The organism is Mucilaginibacter sp. CAU 1740 (assembly GCF_039839285.1).
GTDB lineage: Bacteria > Bacteroidota > Bacteroidia > Sphingobacteriales > Sphingobacteriaceae > Mucilaginibacter.
Genome location: NZ_JBDOQS010000003.1, coordinates 95,847 through 114,858 on the forward strand (window position 1 = coordinate 95,847; position 19,012 = coordinate 114,858).

General features: G+C 41.9%; 15 protein-coding genes. 1 reads left to right on the plus strand and 14 read right to left on the minus strand.

What is annotated here, in order from left to right; all coding sequences use genetic code 11:
* Positions 1–182 precede the first annotated feature (182 nt).
* The 3 genes from AAFN85_RS07920 to porV all read right to left on the minus strand — a co-directional run bounded on the left by AAFN85_RS07920 (position 183) and on the right by porV (position 2,518).
* A complete protein-coding gene (locus tag AAFN85_RS07920; RefSeq protein ID WP_347526578.1) occupies positions 183–674 on the minus strand; it encodes an energy transducer TonB in 492 nt (163 codons plus the stop codon).
* A 198-nt stretch (positions 675–872) separates the two neighbouring features.
* Positions 873–1,355 carry a 2-C-methyl-D-erythritol 2,4-cyclodiphosphate synthase gene (ispF, locus tag AAFN85_RS07925; protein WP_347526579.1) on the minus strand — a complete coding sequence of 161 codons (483 nt, stop codon included), beginning with the start codon at positions 1,353–1,355 and terminating at the stop codon, positions 873–875.
* Positions 1,356–1,357: 2 nt separating this feature from the next.
* Positions 1,358–2,518, minus strand: a complete 1,161-nt coding sequence (gene porV / locus AAFN85_RS07930) for a type IX secretion system outer membrane channel protein PorV (protein ID WP_347526580.1) — start codon at positions 2,516–2,518, stop codon at positions 1,358–1,360.
* A gap of 241 nt (positions 2,519–2,759) precedes the next feature.
* On the opposite strand from porV, the gene AAFN85_RS07935 reads away from it, so the two are divergent.
* A complete protein-coding gene (locus AAFN85_RS07935; RefSeq protein WP_347526582.1) occupies positions 2,760–4,418 on the plus strand; it encodes an SUMF1/EgtB/PvdO family nonheme iron enzyme in 1,659 nt (552 codons plus the stop codon).
* A gap of 410 nt (positions 4,419–4,828) precedes the next feature.
* Here AAFN85_RS07935 and AAFN85_RS07940 read toward each other — a convergent pair whose 3' ends face one another.
* The 11 genes from AAFN85_RS07940 to nuoL form a co-directional block, all read right to left on the minus strand.
* Positions 4,829–6,241: a RagB/SusD family nutrient uptake outer membrane protein gene (locus tag AAFN85_RS07940; RefSeq protein WP_347526583.1), complete on the minus strand. Its 1,413-nt coding sequence runs from the start codon at positions 6,239–6,241 to the stop codon at positions 4,829–4,831.
* A 15-nt stretch (positions 6,242–6,256) separates the two neighbouring features.
* Positions 6,257–9,313 carry a TonB-dependent receptor gene (locus AAFN85_RS07945; RefSeq protein WP_347526584.1) on the minus strand — a complete coding sequence of 1,019 codons (3,057 nt, stop codon included), beginning with the start codon at positions 9,311–9,313 and terminating at the stop codon, positions 6,257–6,259.
* A 129-nt stretch (positions 9,314–9,442) separates the two neighbouring features.
* Entirely contained in the window at positions 9,443–9,940 is a 498-nt protein-coding gene (locus tag AAFN85_RS07950; protein ID WP_347526585.1) for an acetyl-CoA carboxylase biotin carboxyl carrier protein subunit, read from the minus strand.
* Between the two features lie 136 nt (positions 9,941–10,076).
* Positions 10,077–10,739, minus strand: a complete 663-nt coding sequence (locus AAFN85_RS07955; protein ID WP_347526586.1) for a DUF4159 domain-containing protein — start codon at positions 10,737–10,739, stop codon at positions 10,077–10,079.
* Positions 10,736–11,446 carry a 16S rRNA (uracil(1498)-N(3))-methyltransferase gene (locus AAFN85_RS07960; protein WP_347526587.1) on the minus strand — a complete coding sequence of 237 codons (711 nt, stop codon included), beginning with the start codon at positions 11,444–11,446 and terminating at the stop codon, positions 10,736–10,738. Before AAFN85_RS07960 ends, AAFN85_RS07955 begins: the two co-directional genes overlap by 4 nt.
* A gap of 13 nt (positions 11,447–11,459) precedes the next feature.
* Positions 11,460–12,800 carry a hemolysin family protein gene (locus AAFN85_RS07965; protein ID WP_347526588.1) on the minus strand — a complete coding sequence of 447 codons (1,341 nt, stop codon included), beginning with the start codon at positions 12,798–12,800 and terminating at the stop codon, positions 11,460–11,462.
* A gap of 4 nt (positions 12,801–12,804) precedes the next feature.
* Complete coding sequence (locus tag AAFN85_RS07970; protein ID WP_347526589.1) at positions 12,805–13,353, minus strand: inorganic diphosphatase; 549 nt, start codon at positions 13,351–13,353, stop codon at positions 12,805–12,807.
* A 24-nt stretch (positions 13,354–13,377) separates the two neighbouring features.
* Positions 13,378–14,022: a VTT domain-containing protein gene (locus AAFN85_RS07975; protein WP_347526590.1), complete on the minus strand. Its 645-nt coding sequence runs from the start codon at positions 14,020–14,022 to the stop codon at positions 13,378–13,380.
* Between the two features lie 55 nt (positions 14,023–14,077).
* Positions 14,078–15,460: an NADH-quinone oxidoreductase subunit N gene (locus AAFN85_RS07980; RefSeq protein ID WP_347526591.1), complete on the minus strand. Its 1,383-nt coding sequence runs from the start codon at positions 15,458–15,460 to the stop codon at positions 14,078–14,080.
* Positions 15,461–15,481: 21 nt separating this feature from the next.
* A complete protein-coding gene (locus AAFN85_RS07985; RefSeq protein ID WP_347526592.1) occupies positions 15,482–16,957 on the minus strand; it encodes an NADH-quinone oxidoreductase subunit M in 1,476 nt (491 codons plus the stop codon).
* A 24-nt stretch (positions 16,958–16,981) separates the two neighbouring features.
* Entirely contained in the window at positions 16,982–18,886 is a 1,905-nt protein-coding gene (gene nuoL, locus AAFN85_RS07990) for an NADH-quinone oxidoreductase subunit L (protein ID WP_347526593.1), read from the minus strand.
* Between the last annotated feature and the right edge of the window lie 126 nt (positions 18,887–19,012).

Below are 19,012 nucleotides of genomic sequence, written 5' to 3' on the forward strand. Positions count from 1 at the left end.
CTGTAAATGAATAAATTACGGGCCTTTCTTATTATTCGCTATCTGAAGTTTCCAACTTCGCACGCATATGCTTTTAAAACTTGATAATACAGTGCCCATCAATGAGCGTTCGAATTTCGCCCAGCAACAACAACGATAAAGCCACACGTATTTTTATCAGCAGATTTCCTTGTACCAGAAAATTAAAACGGCCTGCACATAAAATCATATCTAACTTTTACGTATTTATTATCTTTTATACCGGGCGTCCATTTAGGCTGGGATTTTATAAACTTTATTAACTTCCTATCGATGTTAGGGTGTCCGGACGATAAAAGCCTGAAATCAATAAGTTTACCACCATAATCAATTATAAATTCTATTTTGAAAGCGCGCCTTTGTTCAGGATATATGGCTTTAGCTTTGTAATTTATCGTGTCCTTAAATTTATCCTCGCCTCCAGGATAATTAGGTATGGAATCAACTGCAGACATTCTGTAAGCATAATCTTTACCTAATATTTTATACGTTCTTACACCTTCTCCAATTCCGCCATTTCCTGTAGAGATCATTTCATTAACTGTAAGCGTATCATTTGCATTAGTTTTTAACTTAACCGCAGGGGTTTGAGACCAAACCGTTTGGGCAAAAAACAAAAGGCAAACAATCGCTATAAACGGTAATGATTTGCGCATAAAATAATTCTACAGGTAGTTTATAAAATGTATAACATATTATTAAAATCGCTACAATTTACCCGAAAAGCGAATTTGATAAAATTGCCTTGAAGAACTGATATTATGAATTAGTAAAAAAGTAGGCGGCAGGTATTACTTGTTATCCGAAATGTTCAACTTCGGCCCCTTATAACTGGATTTTGCAACTCCAGCACCTTACTCCCGCTCAATCAAACAAACAGCATAGGCCACAACGCCCTCTTCCCTACCAATGAAACCTAATTGTTCGTTAGTAGTAGCCTTAATAGAAATATCATCCTCGCTTATACCGGCAGCTTCGGCAATATAAGCTTGCATGGCCGGGATATGCGGATTGATCTTGGGTGCCTCAAGACACACCATGGCATCAATATTACCGATAACAAAATTCTTTTCTTTTAACAGCGCTACTACGTGTTGCAATAGTATCAGACTGCTAATGCCTTTCCATCGGTCATCCTTATTTGAAAAATGGAAGCCGATATCCCGCAGGTTGGCCGCTCCTAATAAGGCATCGCAAATAGCATGTAACAACACATCGGCATCCGAGTGACCGTAAGCGCCTGCATGGTGCTCCAGTTTAACTCCGCCTAAAACAAATGGGTGACTCTCTTTTAACTGGTGTACATCAAACCCAAAACCTACTTTTATTTTACCCATTATTATTTAGTGCTCCCAAAATTTGCCGATAAACTAAAGCGCAAAGTATTGGCAAGGGCGCTGTTTTGCTGGCTGGCTGCCAGGTATGAAAAATCAAAATCGAAAATATTGTATTTAAAGCCTACCCCTAAAGTAAGGTAATGACGGCCACCCTTAGACGGGTTTTCATAATAATAACCCGTACGTAATGCAAACTGCTTGTTATACCAGTACTCGGCACCCGGCGAAAAACTGATCTCCTTTAACTCTTCACTAAAGCCACCCGGCGCATCACCAAACGATTGGAAAATACCTGCCGGTACCGATACATTGTCATCGTTACCTTTTATAATGGCACCATTGGCATCGCGCAGTGGCGGGGTTGGCACCAACAATTTGTTGATATCAAACGTTAAGGTAAACTCGTTCACATCATCAAGTTGCCAGGTATTGGCAGCACCTATTTTTAGGTTGGCAGGCAAAAAGTATTTATTACCAACATCGCTATAGCTAATTTTTGAGCCGATGTTTGAAATATGCGTACCAAAAGCAAAGGTATTACCATCACCATAAGGTGCCTTATAATATAGGGAAACATCAGCAGCAATAGCATTACCGGCCTTGGTAGCTTGTCCCGATCCGGTAGCAAACGAGATACTTGATATATTAGAGTGGATATACCGCATGCTTAAACCCAACGAAAAATTATCGCCAAACTTACGGGCAAATGAAACATCTAACGAGTATTCATTAGGTGTATAAGTACCCTGGTTATTGGCATTTTCGTCAGTAAATGGGATCGATCCGTAGTTGAAATACCTTAATGAGGCACCAAGGGTATTCCGCTCATCAATTTTATGCGCGTAGCTCAGATATGATAAACTGATATCAGGCACCAGGTGGCGCAACCAGGGACTGTATGATACAGATAGCGCGTCACTGCTTTCCAAAAACGCCAGTTTTGACGGGTTCCAGAAATTGGCATTCACATCGGGCGACAAAGCCACACCTGCATCACCCATAGCACCCGAACGCGAATCGGGCGAGATGTTCAGAAAAGGCACTTCAGTAGGTATCGCATTAATATTACTTCCGTTGGGATTAGTGTTGGTTTGTGCCGCCACTGCAACAGGCAATAAAAACGGAACTATAAAAACAACACTGCGAAATGTAAAAAATTTCATTGATGGGAGTTAGGCTGTAACTATTACGTTTAACAAAGTTAGGGTAAAAGTTTGATTTAACTTTTTGCCCCACCCTTTTATTGAAAGGTAAATCAAAAAAATCAAATCAACGCAACTAATTTCATCAATTTTTCGTTAAAACGACTGATAACTGTACCATTTATTTATAAATTGTGAAACTTCAGCACAACCACTGTGTTCATTTTTTTATAAATTTACCACTTAATATAACTGTAAAAATATGAAAGTACTTTTTACTAAAACTGCTCTGGGATTGTTTGCTTTAAGCGCCCTGGTGAGTAGCTGCAGTAAACGTGAGCAATCGCAAAAAACCGGTATCACCTATAACGATAAAAGCAACGGCGGTTACCAGCGTTTCAGGCAAACACATCCGGCTCCCGGACCAGGCCTTGTACCAATTGAGGGAGGTACTTTTGTTATGGGCGGTAGTGCCGATCAGGATGTAACTTTTGACTACAACAACGTACGTCGCAGGGTTACCGTACCTTCATTTTACATGGACGAAACCGAGGTATCAAACCAGGATTGGCTTGATTACCTGCACTGGATAGATATTACCTACCCTCAAGACAGAGAACTATACTACAATGCAGTACCGGATACACTGGTATGGCGCAGGAAGTTATCATATAACGAGCCTTACGTAGATAACTATTTACGTCACCCGGGCTTTCAGGATTACCCTGTTGTGGGTGTAACCTGGGATCAGACACAGGCTTATTGCCAGTGGAGAACCGACCGTACCAACGAAAATATTTTACGTGAAACCGGCCGACTTGTAGCCTGGAAAGACCAAGGTAAAAAAGGTGGCGGCGGCGATGCAGGTATAGCAGCTAACGGACAACCATTCAACACCGATATTTACTTAAACGGCCAGATGACAGGTGCCGGTATCGACGGTAAAAAGATGATGCCTAACCTTAGCCCTAACGCTCAGGCCGGTACAGGTAAAGGTGGCAAAGCCGTACGTCCGGTGCGTATGGAAGATGGTATCCTGAAACAAAACTACCGTTTACCATCTGAAGCAGAGTGGGAATACGCCGCCTTAGCATTAGCCGGTAACACCCAGTTCGAAAACATCGACGACGGTAAAGTATATACATGGAACGGTCTTGGTGTACGTTCGGCAAAAAGCAAAACACGTGGTTTGATCATGGCCAACTTTAAACGTGGCCAGGGTGATAACGCAGGTGTTGGTGGTTACCTGAATGATAAGGCTGATATTACGGCCCCTGTACGTTCATACGCACCTAACGATTTTGGCTTGTACAACATGTCGGGTAACGTTAACGAATGGGTTGCCGATACTTATCGCCAAACCTCATTCGAGGAGTTTGAAGATTTCAACCCTTTCCGTGGTAACGAATTTACCAACAAACGCTTGGCCGATCCTTCAAAAGGTTTATATGCTAAAGATAAATATGGCAAACCTATCAAGGATCCTGCACACTCAAACAAAAAATTAAAATACAGCGAGTTGTTAGCTTTGCAACAACAAAGTGCCGCGGCACAGGCTGCAAGCCCTAATGCGCCACTTACAAACAGCCAAAACGGTTCGTTACCTATCGATTCACTGCTTCCTAAAAACTCGGGCAAAACTTACAACCCGGATGCAAGGGGCGAAAAAGACGAAGTTAACAAAGCCCTTTACGGTACCACAACCCTGGTTAACGACCACTCGAAAGTTTATAAAGGTGGTTCATGGAATGATATGGCTTACTGGTTAAACCCTTCAACCCGTCGTTTTATGGATCAGGACGAATCAAGTGCCGAAGTTGGTTTCCGCTGCGCGATGACTTTGGTTGGCGCGCCTGAAATTAACCCTAACGGTAAACCGCACTATCCGGTTAAAAAAGCTAAACCGTACAAAGCGAGATAATTTTTAATACAGATATTTTAAACAAGGCCTTTCAGTAATGAGAGGCCTTGTTTGTTTTATGGGTGTTCTATGGCTATTATAAATCAAATTCCTGAAATACCTGAAGGTGGATTTAAATTGTAATCCTGTCCACAGTAAACCTGCCTGATTGTTTGCGGAAGCTCCTTTGACAGCCCTACTTATGATATAATTAGAAATCCCCCCTTTCACTATCGCAAAGAAAATCCCAATAAGCAAAATGGTAGTAAAGAGTTGAGGAATTATATGATGCCCGCGCGCAATTGAAAGATGTGGCTGATACATGCAGATCACCAAATCTATTTCGGTGCGCTGTCCCTATTTTAACAAAAAACCCCGGCGATAATACCGCCGAGGTTGAATAAAAGTATATATATTATAAATAGGTCGTTTTATTGATACCCTTCGTTTTGGGTTAAATTAGGGTTGGCATCACGTTCACGTTTAGGGATCGGAAAAATCAGTTTTGGCGAATTCCATGGAAAAGTATCAACCACGTTACCATCACCATCAACAGAATTTGTTGATTTTTTATAACGTTTAAGATCAGCTAACCTGAAACCCTCAAAAGGTAACTCAACCCTGCGTTCGCGTTCAACAACATCTATCCAACCAGCAGCGCTTGTAGCAGGAACAATATTGCTTATCCCCGCTCTTTTACGCACCACATTTAAATCAGCTGCAGCCCCAGCATAATCCGGACTGGCTTTTTGCGACCTGGCTTCAGCCCTGATCAAATACATTTCGGCGAAACGAATTACAACCACGTTGCCGAACAGGTTATTGAATTTGGTAGTAAACTCACCATCGTCATCAAAAAACATATCCGCCCTGGTGTCGCCGCTTTCATAACGGGCAAAATGCTGGTCATTTACATAGGTCTCTTCACGCCCACCATAGGCTACCGCGGCGTAAACCTCGTTCAATGCATTAAAACCAGACTGATTGGATATTTGCACCGCGAATATATCTTCAGCTGTATTAAATACGTGCGTAGCTTGTCCCGGGTATTGAAACTCGTCTGCAAAATGCTCAATAAGACTATATCTACCGCTGGCTATTACTTTTGAAGCCTCAGTTTCAGCTTCCGCATAATTTTTTTGTTGAAGATAAATCCTCGCTAACACAGCTGATGCCGCCCCCGATGTTGCATACACACCGTTACTAACATCTAAATTCGCTTCAGCAACTTTCAGATCAGCTATTGCCTGAGCATAAACCTCGGCAACAGTGTTACGGCTAACTTTTTGAATACCCGCTATTGTAGTGGTTGGCGTTAACACAATTGGTACACCCTGGTTAGTTGTTGGTGAGCCATTGGTATCGTTCCAATCCCTGCCAAAAGCCTTTACCAGATCAAAGTAAACCATGCCACGTAAAAACCTGGCCTCGCCTTCAACTCTTTTCTTGTTAACTTCATCAACAAGATCAATATGGGCCAAAACGTTATTACACACACCAATGGTATTGTAACCCGTATCCCACACCCCTTCAACAAATTGATTTACGATAGTAACAGCTTTGTCGCTAAGCTCGGTATATTCATTAAACGTACCGAAGTAAGAAAAATCGCCATCATCTGCCAAAAAATCGGTGGTTGATTGTAACCTTCCACCATACAAACCTCTTAAGGTAGCAGCGGTATAGGCACCTATTAACACACCCTGTACATCTTTAGATGTTTTAATGGCATCATTTTGTTCAACCTGATCAACTGGCTTTATATCTAACTGCTTTTGGCAGCCCGAACTGTATAGCATAACTAAAGTACTTAATGCTATAACCGAATATTTATGTATTTTCATTTTCGTCTGCTTAAATTAAAATCCCACGTTAATTCCAAAAGTTATAGTTTTTGCCTGCGGAGCCGCATAAAAATCATAGCCCTGTGTAATATTACCCGAAAAAGCATCGGAATTCAACTCAGGATCCCAACCTTTATATTTGGTCCAGGTAATGAGGTTTGTTGCCTGCGCGTAAACCCTCAGACTCGACAACTTGATTTTGGTGAGCCACGCTTTTGGAAAACTATATCCTAACACCACATTTTTTAAACGCACGTATGAACCATCGTCCAGGAACCTTGAGCTTGGGTTAATACCGTTACCGCCAAATAATCGGGCTTCAGGCACATTGGTGATCTGTCCGGGCTTTTTCCATGAGTTTAATTGATCGATGGTTTGGTTATCAGCACCATTATTAAAACCTACCGACATGTACTGACCTGCGCCGTTGTAAATTTTATTACCGTTAACCTGCTGTAACAAAAAGCTAAATTCGATGCCTTTATAGGTTACAGAGTTATTTAAACCAGCCAGGTATTTAGGGTTAGGATCGCCCACAACTACCGGAACGGCCTGGTTATAGTCAGCGGTTTTGGTTCTGTCGCGTTTACCATTGCCAAGGTCAGTGTTTTTGTAGTAAAGCGCGTCGCCATTAGCTGGATCGGCTCCGGCAAACTCAGCGGTATAAAATACGCCTAAGGGTTGTCCTTCAATGGCCCTGTTAACCTGGTCGCCGGCACCCAGTATTACTTGCCCTTTCAAATCGGTAACCTTATTGCGATTAAGCGAAAAGTTAAGGCTTGTTGACCAGTTTACCACACCAACAATATTTTTTGAATCTATCTGCAACTCAAAGCCCCTGTTTTGCATTTTACCAAGGTTTTGTGTTATAGTTGTAAAACCCGATGTAGCCGGAACCTGTACATTCAACAGCAGATCTTTAGTTTTCTTATAGTAATAATCAAACTCGCCCGATAAACGACCGTCGAAGAAACCAATATTTAAACCGATATCTGTTGTGGCTGTTGTTTCCCATTTTAAATCGGGATTAGGCAATTGTATGGGCCTTGCACCAGCTACCCCGGCGTAACCAAAGGCCTGGAATAAACCCCTCGACGGGAAATTACCTATTTCGGAGTTACCTGTTATACCATAACTTCCACGTAATTTCAACTCTGAGATCAGTTTCTGTTTTTTCATAAAGCCTTCTTCAGACACTACCCAGCCTACCGAGCCTGCAGGGAAAAAGCCATAGCGGTTGTTAGCCCCAAAACGTGATGAACCATCAACACGACCACTTAACGATAACAGGTACTTATCATCAAACTTATAGTTTGCCCTCGCAAAATATGATAGCAATGAATACGCCGTACTTGATGAGATACCATTGGTAATATCGGCCGAACTGGTTAGCTTTTTGTAAGCATCGCTCGGAAACTGATCGCCCGAGATAGAGTTAAGATCGTTTTGTTGCCTTTGATAGGTCATACCTCCAACCGCGTCGATGTTATGTTTACCAAAATCCTTTAAAAAGTGTAAAAAGTTGTTAGTGTTAAAATTCAACGAGGTTACCGAACTATTAAGGCCTACGTTATTTAACGGGCCTGTATTACGCAGCGTAAGGCTTCCTGAATAATTATCTTCGCTATTGTTTAATATATCCACACCAACCTCAGTTCTGAAGCTTAAAGCTGATGAGAACTTAACCTGACCAAATAAGTTACCAAGATTTCGGTAATCGGTACTGGTAAAATGACTGCTTTGCGAATTTAATAATGGGTTAAAATAAATAGGAAAGTTACCGTTTGGCAAACCTGTATCCGGATCGAGCGCACCACTGGTTAATCCGGTTCGCGGGTCGATAAGCGGAGTTATAGGCGATAACGCCACAATTTGCTCTGGCGTTGAAAACTGATCGTCATTATCCAAACGCTGGTTAACGGTACGGGATACACTTAAATTGGCACCAACCGTAAACCAATTGTTCACCTGGTTTTCGATATTGGTACGTAAGCTGTATTGGTTAAGCGAGTTTTTTAATATCCAGCCTTTTTGATTGTTATAGGTACCAGATATATAAAACTTTGTTTTTTCGTTACCTCCGGCTACTACAAGATTATAATTTTGAACAGGCGCGTGTTGGATGATCTCCTGTTGCCAATCGGTATTTACTTTATACGTTTTATAATCATCGCTACCCGCGGCATAACGCTGTAAGCGGGCCTCAACCGAAGAGGTTGAATAACCGCCGGCCGCACCTGCCGCGCGCAATAAAGTAACATACTCCTGGGCATCAAGAAACTTACGCTCGCCGGTTGGTTTACTGAAACCATAATATTGATTATAGGTTACTTTAGTAGCTCCGGCCTTACCTTTTTTAGTGGTGATCAAAACTACGCCATTTGATGCCCTTGAACCGTAGATGGCAGATGCGGAAGCATCTTTCAATATCTCTATCGATTCGATATCGTTTTGGTTAAGATCAACCAGCGGGTTGGTTGACGCGCCATTGCTCGAAAAATCATTAACCGTAATAGGTAAACCATCAACTACGTATAATGGCTGGCTCCCGGCCGATATAGAAGATGCACCCCGGATACGCACCTGGATGCCCTGCCCCAACTTACCGTTTTGCGCCTGGATGTAAACACCGGGGCTACGGCCCTGAATAGCCGATTCCAAACTCGGAACAGGTATATTTTCGATATCAGCCCCTTTTATTTTGGAAACAGAGCCGGTTAACGAACGTTTGCTCTGCGTTCCATAACCAACTACCACAACCTCATTAAGCACTTTCGAATCAACACCAAGTGCGGCGTTAACTGTATTGCCATTAATAGGCACGTCAAGTACGTTATAACCTAAAAATTTAAACGTAAGCACTTTTGCTGATGCAGGTACCGAGAGTTTATACCCACCGTTAATATCGGTTTGTGTTCCCACCCCGGTTGCCCCTTTTACGGTCACGCTCACCCCAGGTAAGGGCGAACCGTCCTTCTGATCTGTTACTTTACCTGTAATTACTTTGGTTTGGGCAAAACCAAAGGCAACACAAGTACATAACAAGAGGATTGTTAGTAAATGTTTCTTCATAAAAGTTAATATTGTTAAGTATGACAGTAAGTTCGTAAAAAAAATATGCAAAAACAATAAAAACCGCAAAAACACGTTGCGTTTCTTAAAAAAATATCATTATCGCATATTTAAAACGATAACCAGGAGTTAAAACTGCATCAATATCTGCCCTTTTTCTACTTTATCGCCAGGTTTTATTAAAATTTGGGCAACATTTACATCGGCGGGAGCCTTAATTATATTTTCCATCTTCATAGCCTCCAGCACAAACAGGTTATCCCCTTTTTGTACAACATCGCCTTTGGCAACAAATATCTTTAATACTAAACCGGGCATGGGGGCTTTTACTTCGCTAACCTTCGCACTGGTTAAGCTGCTAAGGCCGAGCTTATCAAGCAGCAGATCAAACTGGTCTTTTGCGGTAATGTGATAAGTGTTATTGTTAACCTTTATTTCGGCAGTTTTGCCATTCGCATCAAAACTCACTACCTCTACATTATATGAACGGTTATTATCTATGACATGATAAATACCGTTGGTCAGCATACTAATGTTCGCCTCGCTTTTGATCCCGTTAAAACGCAACTCGCCGTTGGTATTTTCTGTTTCTATATTGTAGCGGTCATTAACTTTTAGCTGATACATGCGGGAGGTTATTATTGGTGATGCGTTATCGGTATATTATAAATTTAGGTTATTAAGTTAATAATTCCTAAAAATAAATGTAACCATCAAGTACATGCCTCGCCTATTTCGCCTACTATAAGCTAACGGGAGCTAACTATTGCGTAAACGTATATTGTATTAGGTTGGCACCCATTTTAAGCGCTTTAAGGCGTGCTTCTTGTGTATCCCCGGCATAGGTACCAAAATCTTCCCAGCCATTCCCTAAATCGCATTCGTACGTATAAAAACAAACCAGTCGGCCATTATAAATGAGGCCGAAACCCTGGGCACGTTTACCATCGTGTTCGTGAATTTTGGGTAAGCCGTTCGGGAACTCATATTTTTGGTGGTAGATGGGATGATTAAGGGGAAGCTCCACAAAATCAAGCTCGGGAAATACTTTTTTCATTTGCGGGCGGATGTATTGGTCAAGCCCGTAATTATCGTCGATATGAAGGAAACCACCACCGGTGAGGTATTTGCGCAGGTTACGGGCTTCCTGGTCCGAAAAGATCACGTTGCCGTGGCCCGTCATAAATGTAAAGGGGTAATTGAATAGTGAAGCGCTACCTGCTTCAACCACTTCGTCGTCTTCGTCGAAATTAGTTTTCAGGTTTTCGTTACAAAATTTAATGAGATTGGGCAAAGCGGTGCGGTCGCCATACCAATCGCCTCCTCCGCTGTATTTAAGCCGGGCAATTTTATAAGCAGGAGCCTTAAAGCTGCTCATTGCCATAAATACCAGTAAGGCAATCATTGCTAATTTTGCTTTTATCATACCCGGTTTAAAAAGTTAACCTCAAAACAAGCTTCAAGCGCGGCAGTTTCTGTGCGCAGGCGACTTGTACCTAAAGTTATCGCTTTAAATCCGTTTTGCAAAGCTTTATCTATCTCGGCGGGTGAGAAGTCTCCTTCGGGGCCTATAAGTATCAGGCTACGCCCCTGCAAGCTTAATACGTCTTTCAGGGCATGTTTATCTCCCGGTTCACAATGCGCAATAAACTTTTGCCCGTCGAAAGGTTTATCAAGCAGTTGATTCAATGATATTGGCTCGTTCAGTATAGGATGATATGCTTTGAGCGATTGTTTGATGGCAGCAGTGATGATCTTATTTAAACGATCAACCTTTGCCTCCTTCCGTTCCGAACGCTGGGTTATAATGAGCGAGATCTCATCTATACCGATTTCAGTAGCTTTTTCCAGAAACCATTCCAGGCGCTCAATATTTTTTGTGGGTGCCACCGCAATGTGTAAATAATGATTCCGCTTATCAAAATCAGTAGTTACAGATGTAATTTTGAGAATAGTGCGCTTAGGATGTGCATCTGCTATAACCGCTTCGTACAAACCTCCCCTTCCGTCGATTAATTGAACGGTGCTATCTATTTCAAGACGTAACACACGGATAGCATGCTTACTCTCTTCTTCGCTAAGAAAATATTGGGGATGTGAAGGATCGATATCGGGTGTATAAAAAAGATGCATAGTAGTAAGCAGATTAATGCAAATCTACAGCATCTTCTTCATTGATCAGCAATTCAAGTTTTACCGCTTCAATATTTTGATCTGATTTTTTCAGTACAGTAATATTGTATCCGTTAGATTCACGCTGCTCGCCTACATCCGGAATCTTTCCGAATATATCGCCAACCCAGCCAGATACGGTATCAAAGTCGCCATCTTCGGGCAGATCGTGAGGCAAATGCTCATTCACATCATAAATAGATGCCAGGGCGTTTACAATAAACTCTCGCTCATTTACACGTTCAACTATCGGCTTCTCCTCATCATACTCATCCTGGATATCGCCTACCAATTCTTCAACAATATCCTCAAGGGTAACCATACCCGCAGTACCGCCAAACTCATCAAGCACAATTGCAATCTGAATGCGTTTAAGCTTCATTTCGGCCATCAGATCGTTGATCTTTTTGGTTTCGGGGATGAAGTATGGTTTGCGGATGATATCCTTCAGGATGATCTCATTATTACGGGCCAACAATGGCAGGATATCCTTGGCATGTACTATACCAATGATCTTATCGATCACATCGTCATAAACGGGCATCCTTGAATAGCCCTCGTCAATGATCATATCCAGCAATTCTTCCCTTGTTGATGTAAGCTCCAAACCCGAGATCTTGGTGCGGGGCACCATGATATTTTTCACCACGCGCTCATTAAAATCAAATACGTTCTGGATCAGCTCATGCTCGTTCGAATCGATAGCACCGGTTTCTTTACCTTGTTCCAAAAGGTATTGTAACTCTTCCGAGCTGTGGTGACTTTCTCCACCTTCAACAGCACTGATACCTAATAACTTTAAAATAAAATTAGCAAAGTTGTTAAGCACCCAGATAAAAGGCCTGAAAACAATAAAGAAAAACCTGAGTGGCAAAGAAATCGCCAATACCGTGCGAACCGATTTTTGAATAGCCAGCGATTTAGGCGCAAGCTCACCAAAAACGATGTGCATTATAGTAATGAAACTGAATGCAAGAATATGGCTTGCTGTAATATAACCTGACGAAAGTGTGATCCCCACACCCATAAAGCCGCGTACCACAAGGTTAGTGGCCACCTCCTCACCCACAACACCGAGGGCCAGTGAGGCAATAGTAATACCCAGCTGCGTTGCAGCCAGGTAACCATCTAAATTATGCAGTATGCCGCGGGCTACTTTGGCCACGCCACTGCCGCCCTTGGCTTTTATTTCAATTTGCGAACCCCGAACCCTAACCATGGCAAACTCGGCGGCCACAAAAAAACCATTGAGTAATACCAAAAATATGGTAGCGAAAATATAAAATACGTTGATCTCGTAATGTTCGGGGCCCATTTAATTATGATTGGTAAACAGGGAATGTACTCTTATACAATTCCAAACTTTCGGCTATTACTTTATGGGCATAGCGCACACCCAGCAAATGTTCGATAGTTACGTTTTTGCCTTCAAGCTTTTTGTAATCTTTAAAGAAACGAACGATCTCAGTCATGGCGTGTGGAGGCAATTCATTCAAATCGTTAATGTAATTAACCGACATGTCGTTTTTTGCTACCGCAATGATCTTATCATCCTGCTCGCCGTTATCAACCATGTGCATTACACCTACAACTTTTGCTTCGATGATAGACATTGGGAATACGTCGATAGAGCAAAGCACCAAAATATCAAGCGGATCTTTATCGTCGCAATAAGTTTGCGGAATAAAGCCATAGTTAGCCGGGTACATTACTGATGAAAACAGTACACGGTCTAATTTTAACAAACCTGATTCTTTGTCAATTTCATATTTTGCTTTCGAGCCTTTAGGGATCTCGATAATAGCGTTTACCACTTCAGGAATGTTGTCACCTGGCGAAACCTGGTGCCATGGATGTTGAGTGCTCATGTATTTTAATAGATATAAAGTTTATTAATCTGTTCTGTCCTTTTTTTCGAGGACCTTCTTTTTAACGAAAGCAATAACCAACGGAATTGTTGTAATTATTATTAATCCGAGTATGATGTACTGCAGGTAATCTTTTAATTGAGGGAACCGTCGCCCTAAAAAGAACCCGCTTAAAGTAAACACGCAAACCCAGGTTACGCTACCGATAAGGTTATAGAGGCTGAACCTTTTGATATCAACCTTAACAACACCTGCAAATATAGGCGCAAATGTTCTAACAATCGGGAAAAATCTCCCTAAAATAAGTGCCATACCGCCATACTTGTTGTAAAAGTCGCTGGCCATGGTCACATATCGCTTTTTAAAAAACAGTGAATCGTTCTTATTAAAAAGAACCGGTCCCGTTCGGCGGCCAAACCAATACCCCGTAAAATTTCCTAATATGCCCGCTCCTATCAGCGATAGCACCAATGTTGATATGGAAACATCAACTTTCCCCGCTGCACATAATAAACCTGCCATAAACAACAGGTAGTCGCCCGGTAAAAAGAAACCAAAGAATAAACCGGTTTCAGCAAAAACAACAATAAGCAAGAGATAAAAACCACCCCTGCTTATTATGGATTGAGCGTCCGTTAAATTTTGAAGGTATTCCCAAAAACTTTCCATTCACTATATCTGTAAAACTACAAATATTAAATCAATTTGCAGTTATCAATACCGATTAAATGAAACTGGCAATCAGATCTGGGTACACACCTATTAAGATAGTAACTACTGCAGATACCACGAATACCACTTTATAGTAAACAGGAACAGCAACCTCATTGCGCTCGGCGCTACGGAAATACATAGCGATAATAACCCTGAAGTAGTAGAAAATACTGATGATAGCATTGATCACCGCTACGATCACCAATCCAATATGGAAGCGGGATACAGCGCCGGTAAACATGAAGAATTTACCTATAAAACCAGCTGTAAGCGGGATACCAGCCAATGAAAGCATTGCTACCGTAAGTACAAAAGCCAGAAACGGATTACGTTTACCCAGGCCATTGAAGCTTTCGAAGTTATCGCTACCATTCTGCTGCTGCACCAATATCAATGCACCAAAGGCGATGATAGAAGCAATTGAATAAGCAGTAGCATATACAAATACTGAATTTGCTGAAGACGAACCTAAGGAAACGATAGCAAACAATAAGTAACCTGCATGCGAGATACTTGAGAAGGCCAGCATACGCTTAAAGCTTTGCTGATATAAAGCGGTGATATTGCCGATAAACAAGGTGATGATAGTAATAACGATCAATATCGGGGTCCAGAAATCAGACAGCGGCTGGAAACATGCCGAAAACAAACGTAGGAAAGCTGCGAAACCAGCCGTTTTAACTACGGTTGACATGAAAGCGGTGATCAGCGTTGGCGAACCTTCGTACACATCTGGTGTCCAGAAGTGGAACGGAGCAGCACCTACTTTAAAGCAAAGCCCTACAATGATCAACGCGATACCTGTATAAAACATTGGGTCGATATGAGGATGTTCGCCTACATAACCGCGGATAGCATCCATGTTGAATGAACCCGAAGAACCGTAAAGCAAAGCCATACCAAACAACAGGAAGCCGGTTGAAAAAGCACCCATCAAAAAGTATTTAAGGGCAGCCTCGTTAGATGCGAAATCGCTCTTCTTGATACCTGCCAGGATGTATAAACTTACCGACATGATCTCGATACCGATAAACATCATTACCAGGTTATTGAACGATACCATTACAATGATACCTGCTAACGAAAACAGTATAATGGCGTAGTACTCGGCCGTATGCCTGCTGATCTTTTCAAAATAGCCTTTTGAAAGCAACAGGATCAGTATGGTAGAAATGATAGTTACACTTGAAAATACAACCGAAAAATTATTGAACAGCAGCATACCGCTGTAAAGTGTCTCGGCAGAGTCTTTTGGAGTCCATTGGCATAAAGCCGCGCCCAAAGCAACCAGTAAACCTATAACAGTAACAGGTAATAACGCCTTTTGCGCTTTATATAAACCTAAATACAGGAGCACTATAGGTAAAACAGATATGATGATTATAGTATTCATTCTTTTTTTAAAATCTTAAACCTACATTGTAAATTTTGCACCTATTTCATTTACCAGCTGGGTAACCGCAGCTTCAGATATATGCAGGATAGGTTGCGGGTATATACCCAAAGCAATAACTAAAACACAGATTAAGCACAGCGTAAATTTCTCCACTCCGCTTACATCCTTAAAAGTAGCAGTAAGCGGGTTAGTTTCGCCCTGCATTACTTTCTTGTACATGCGCAGCATGTAAACAGCACCCAGGATAATTGTAGAACCGGCAAATGCAGCGATCACCAGGTTACCGAAGTGACCGGCACCATAAGTAAACACACTCTTCAACAACAAGAACTCACCAACAAAACCATTGGTTAATGGTAAACCTACAGTACCCAAAACAATGATCAGGAAACCGATAGCAAACCTCGGCGCTACTTTAGCGATACCGCCAAGTTGGTCTGTATCTTGAGTACCCATGCGGCGGATAATGATATCCCAGATAAAGAACATACCAACAACGTTGATACCATGGTTAAGCATTTGCAGCATGGCACCTTGTACACCCTGAATGTTCCAGGCCAAAATACCTGCAGCAATAAGGCCAACGTGAGCAATAGATGAATAAGCTACCAAACGTTTGCCCTCTTTTTGTTTAAAGGCAATAATTGAAGCATATACAATACCGATAACGGCAAGGATAATAGTTAATGTCTGAAAATGGAAGAAACCAAGAGGAGCGTTCGGAATCATCCAACGGAGGATACCGTAGATACCCATTTTAAGCATAATACCAGATAACATCATGGTACCGCCCGAAGGTGCTTCGGTATAAGTATCCGGCTGCCAGGTGTGCAATGGGAATAAAGGCATCTTGATAGCAAATGCCAGGAAAAACGCCCAGAACACCCACGTTTGATGCTTAACATCTAACGACATGGTGTAGAAGTTATGCAGATCAAAAGTTCCGGCAGGTGATTGCAGGTACAGGTAGATCAATGCTACCAACATAAATAATGAACCTGCAAAAGTGTAGATGAAAAACTTGATGGTAACCCGGATCCGGTTTTCTCCGCCCCAAAGCGCGCAGATAAAGTAGATCGGGATCAATGCTGCTTCCCATCCCACATAAAACAAAAAGCCATCAAGCGCGGTAAATACTACCAGCAAGCCGGCCTGCATAAATAATATCAAACCGTAAAAAGCGCCTTCCCTGTTATATTCGTGGGTATAGGTGGTTAAAATGATGATCGGTACAAGCAGGGTGGTTAATAAAACCAGCACCATGCTGATGCCATCAATACCGGCACTAAAGTAGATACCAAATTTAGGGATCCACGGTGCATCGATCCTGAATTGTGTAGAGGCATCCGGAACAAACTTGCTTAAAAATATAAGCGCTATTACCAGTTGGGCAACAGAGAAGAATAAAGCTGCATGCTTAGCCACCCCATTTTTAAGCAGGGCTACTATTACTGCGGCAACTATTGGCAAAAAGAGTAATATACTAACGGTCATGTTATGTTGCTAAACGCTTATCGTTTATATTTTAGTTAATCCAAATACGCTGTACAAAAGCACTGCGATAATGCCCAGTACCATGATAAATATGTAGAAACCTACGTTACCGGTTTGCAGTAAGCGCAAACCTTTACTGGTTTCGATAGTGCCTTTACCAATGCCATTCACCAAACCATCGATACCTAAACGCTCAACTATATTATAGAAGAAGGTAGACAACCAATCCAGCGGTTTGCGGATGATCAGGTCATAAAGTTCATCCAGATAAAATTTGTGGTATGATATGCTGGTCAATGCCGGGCGCTCTTCGGTATCAGCTACCGGTACGCTTCCGTTTTTAGCATATTTCATATAGGCATAAGCCATAGCAGCCAAAGCCAATACTACTGAAGTCCCCATCAAAGCATACTCTAATGATTCAGACAGATGATGCTCGCCCAGGATCTCGTTCGATTTTTTGAACACCGGCTCAAGGAATGCAGCCAACTCGTGATGACCGTGCAATACTTCCGGCACACCGATAAAACCAGCTAAACATGAAAGGATAGCCAATACAATTAAAGGGATGGTCATGGTTGGAGGTGACTCATGCAAATGATGCTCCTGCTCATGAGTACCGCGGAATTTTCCGTAAAAAGTAAGGTACATCATCCTGAACATATAGAACGAAGTTAACATGGCGGTCAATACACCGACACCCCAGAATATAGGGCTATGCGCGTAAGCATGTGCCAGGATCTCATCTTTAGAGAAGAAACCAGCTAATGGTGGGATACCGGCAATAGCAACGGTACCGATCATCATTGTGGTGAAAGTAGTTTTGATCTTACCTTTCAGTCCGCCCATTTTGCGCATATCCTGTTCGCCACTCATAGCGTGGATAACAGAACCAGCACCTAAGAACAATAATGCTTTAAAGAAAGCGTGAGTTAATACGTGGAAGAATGCACCGGTGTAAGCACCAACGCCTAAACCCAAAAACATATAACCCAATTGCGATACCGTTGAATAAGCCAGTACCTTTTTAATATCTGTTTGCGTGAGCGCGATCAACGCCGCGATAAGCGCTGTTGCTAAACCTACGTAAGCGATTACCTCTGTAGTATCGGTAGCCAGTGTAAACAAAATGTTTGAGCGGGCTATCATGTAGATACCTGCTGTAACCATGGTAGCCGCGTGGATGAGGGCTGAAACCGGGGTTGGGCCGGCCATCGCGTCTGGTAACCAGGTAAACAATGGCAGCTGTGCAGATTTACCGCAGGCACCTATGAATAAACATATAGCGATAATCTCAACACCTTTTTTTGATGTGGCGATAGCAGGCAATACTTCTGAAAAAGAAAGACTGTTGTAGAAGTGAATAATGCAGAACATACCCAGCAAAAAGCCCAGGTCACCGATACGGTTCATTACGAAAGCTTTTTTAGCGGCATCGGCATAATCCGGATTGGTATACCAGAAACCAATAAGCAGGTATGAGCATAAACCTACACCTTCCCAACCGATGAACAATATCAGGTAGTTTGAACCTAAAACCAGCAATAACATGAAAAACACGAACAGGTTAAGGTAGGCGAAGAACTTACCAAAACCTTCATCATCGTGCATATAACCTATCGAGTACAGGTGGATCAGGAAACCAACACCGGTAATGATCAGTAGCATGATAGCGCTCAATTGATCGATAAGAAACGCGAAAGGGAATTTTAATGTACCAACGGCAAACCAGGTAAAATAGTTAACGTTGATAGGTACACCTGTTGATTTTACCTGGAAAAAAGCAGCGATGCTTAAACCAAATGATACTAATACCAGCAAACTGCCGATAAAGCCAATTACACTTTTTGATAATGAATTACGGCCAAGTCCGTTAATAATAAAACCAGCTAAGGGTAATATTGGAATAAGCCAGATTAATTTATCCATGTTCGATGTTGTACGTTTTAAGCGTTAAGCTATACGTGTTTAATTATCAGATCCGTCATCGACTTTTATTATCTACTCAAAAAGCAAATAGCTTCGTCTGTTATAATGACGTGTTTATATTCTATT

Coding starts and splice junctions, on each gene's coding strand:
- AAFN85_RS07950 (WP_347526585.1), bottom strand. CDS start 9,940: ATGTATCAGCTAAAAGTTAATGACCGCTACAATATAGAAACAGAAAAT.
- AAFN85_RS07945 (WP_347526584.1), bottom strand. CDS start 9,313: ATGAAGAAACATTTACTAACAATCCTCTTGTTATGTACTTGTGTTGCC.
- AAFN85_RS07935 (WP_347526582.1), top strand. CDS start 2,760: ATGAAAGTACTTTTTACTAAAACTGCTCTGGGATTGTTTGCTTTAAGC.
- AAFN85_RS07940 (WP_347526583.1), bottom strand. CDS start 6,241: ATGAAAATACATAAATATTCGGTTATAGCATTAAGTACTTTAGTTATG.
- AAFN85_RS07960 (WP_347526587.1), bottom strand. CDS start 11,446: ATGCATCTTTTTTATACACCCGATATCGATCCTTCACATCCCCAATAT.
- AAFN85_RS07965 (WP_347526588.1), bottom strand. CDS start 12,800: ATGGGCCCCGAACATTACGAGATCAACGTATTTTATATTTTCGCTACC.
- ispF (WP_347526579.1), bottom strand. CDS start 1,355: ATGGGTAAAATAAAAGTAGGTTTTGGGTTTGATGTACACCAGTTAAAA.
- nuoL (WP_347526593.1), bottom strand. CDS start 18,886: ATGGATAAATTAATCTGGCTTATTCCAATATTACCCTTAGCTGGTTTT.
- AAFN85_RS07920 (WP_347526578.1), bottom strand. CDS start 674: ATGCGCAAATCATTACCGTTTATAGCGATTGTTTGCCTTTTGTTTTTT.
- AAFN85_RS07985 (WP_347526592.1), bottom strand. CDS start 16,957: ATGACCGTTAGTATATTACTCTTTTTGCCAATAGTTGCCGCAGTAATA.
- AAFN85_RS07970 (WP_347526589.1), bottom strand. CDS start 13,353: ATGAGCACTCAACATCCATGGCACCAGGTTTCGCCAGGTGACAACATT.
- AAFN85_RS07955 (WP_347526586.1), bottom strand. CDS start 10,739: ATGATAAAAGCAAAATTAGCAATGATTGCCTTACTGGTATTTATGGCA.
- AAFN85_RS07980 (WP_347526591.1), bottom strand. CDS start 15,460: ATGAATACTATAATCATCATATCTGTTTTACCTATAGTGCTCCTGTAT.
- porV (WP_347526580.1), bottom strand. CDS start 2,518: ATGAAATTTTTTACATTTCGCAGTGTTGTTTTTATAGTTCCGTTTTTA.
- AAFN85_RS07975 (WP_347526590.1), bottom strand. CDS start 14,022: ATGGAAAGTTTTTGGGAATACCTTCAAAATTTAACGGACGCTCAATCC.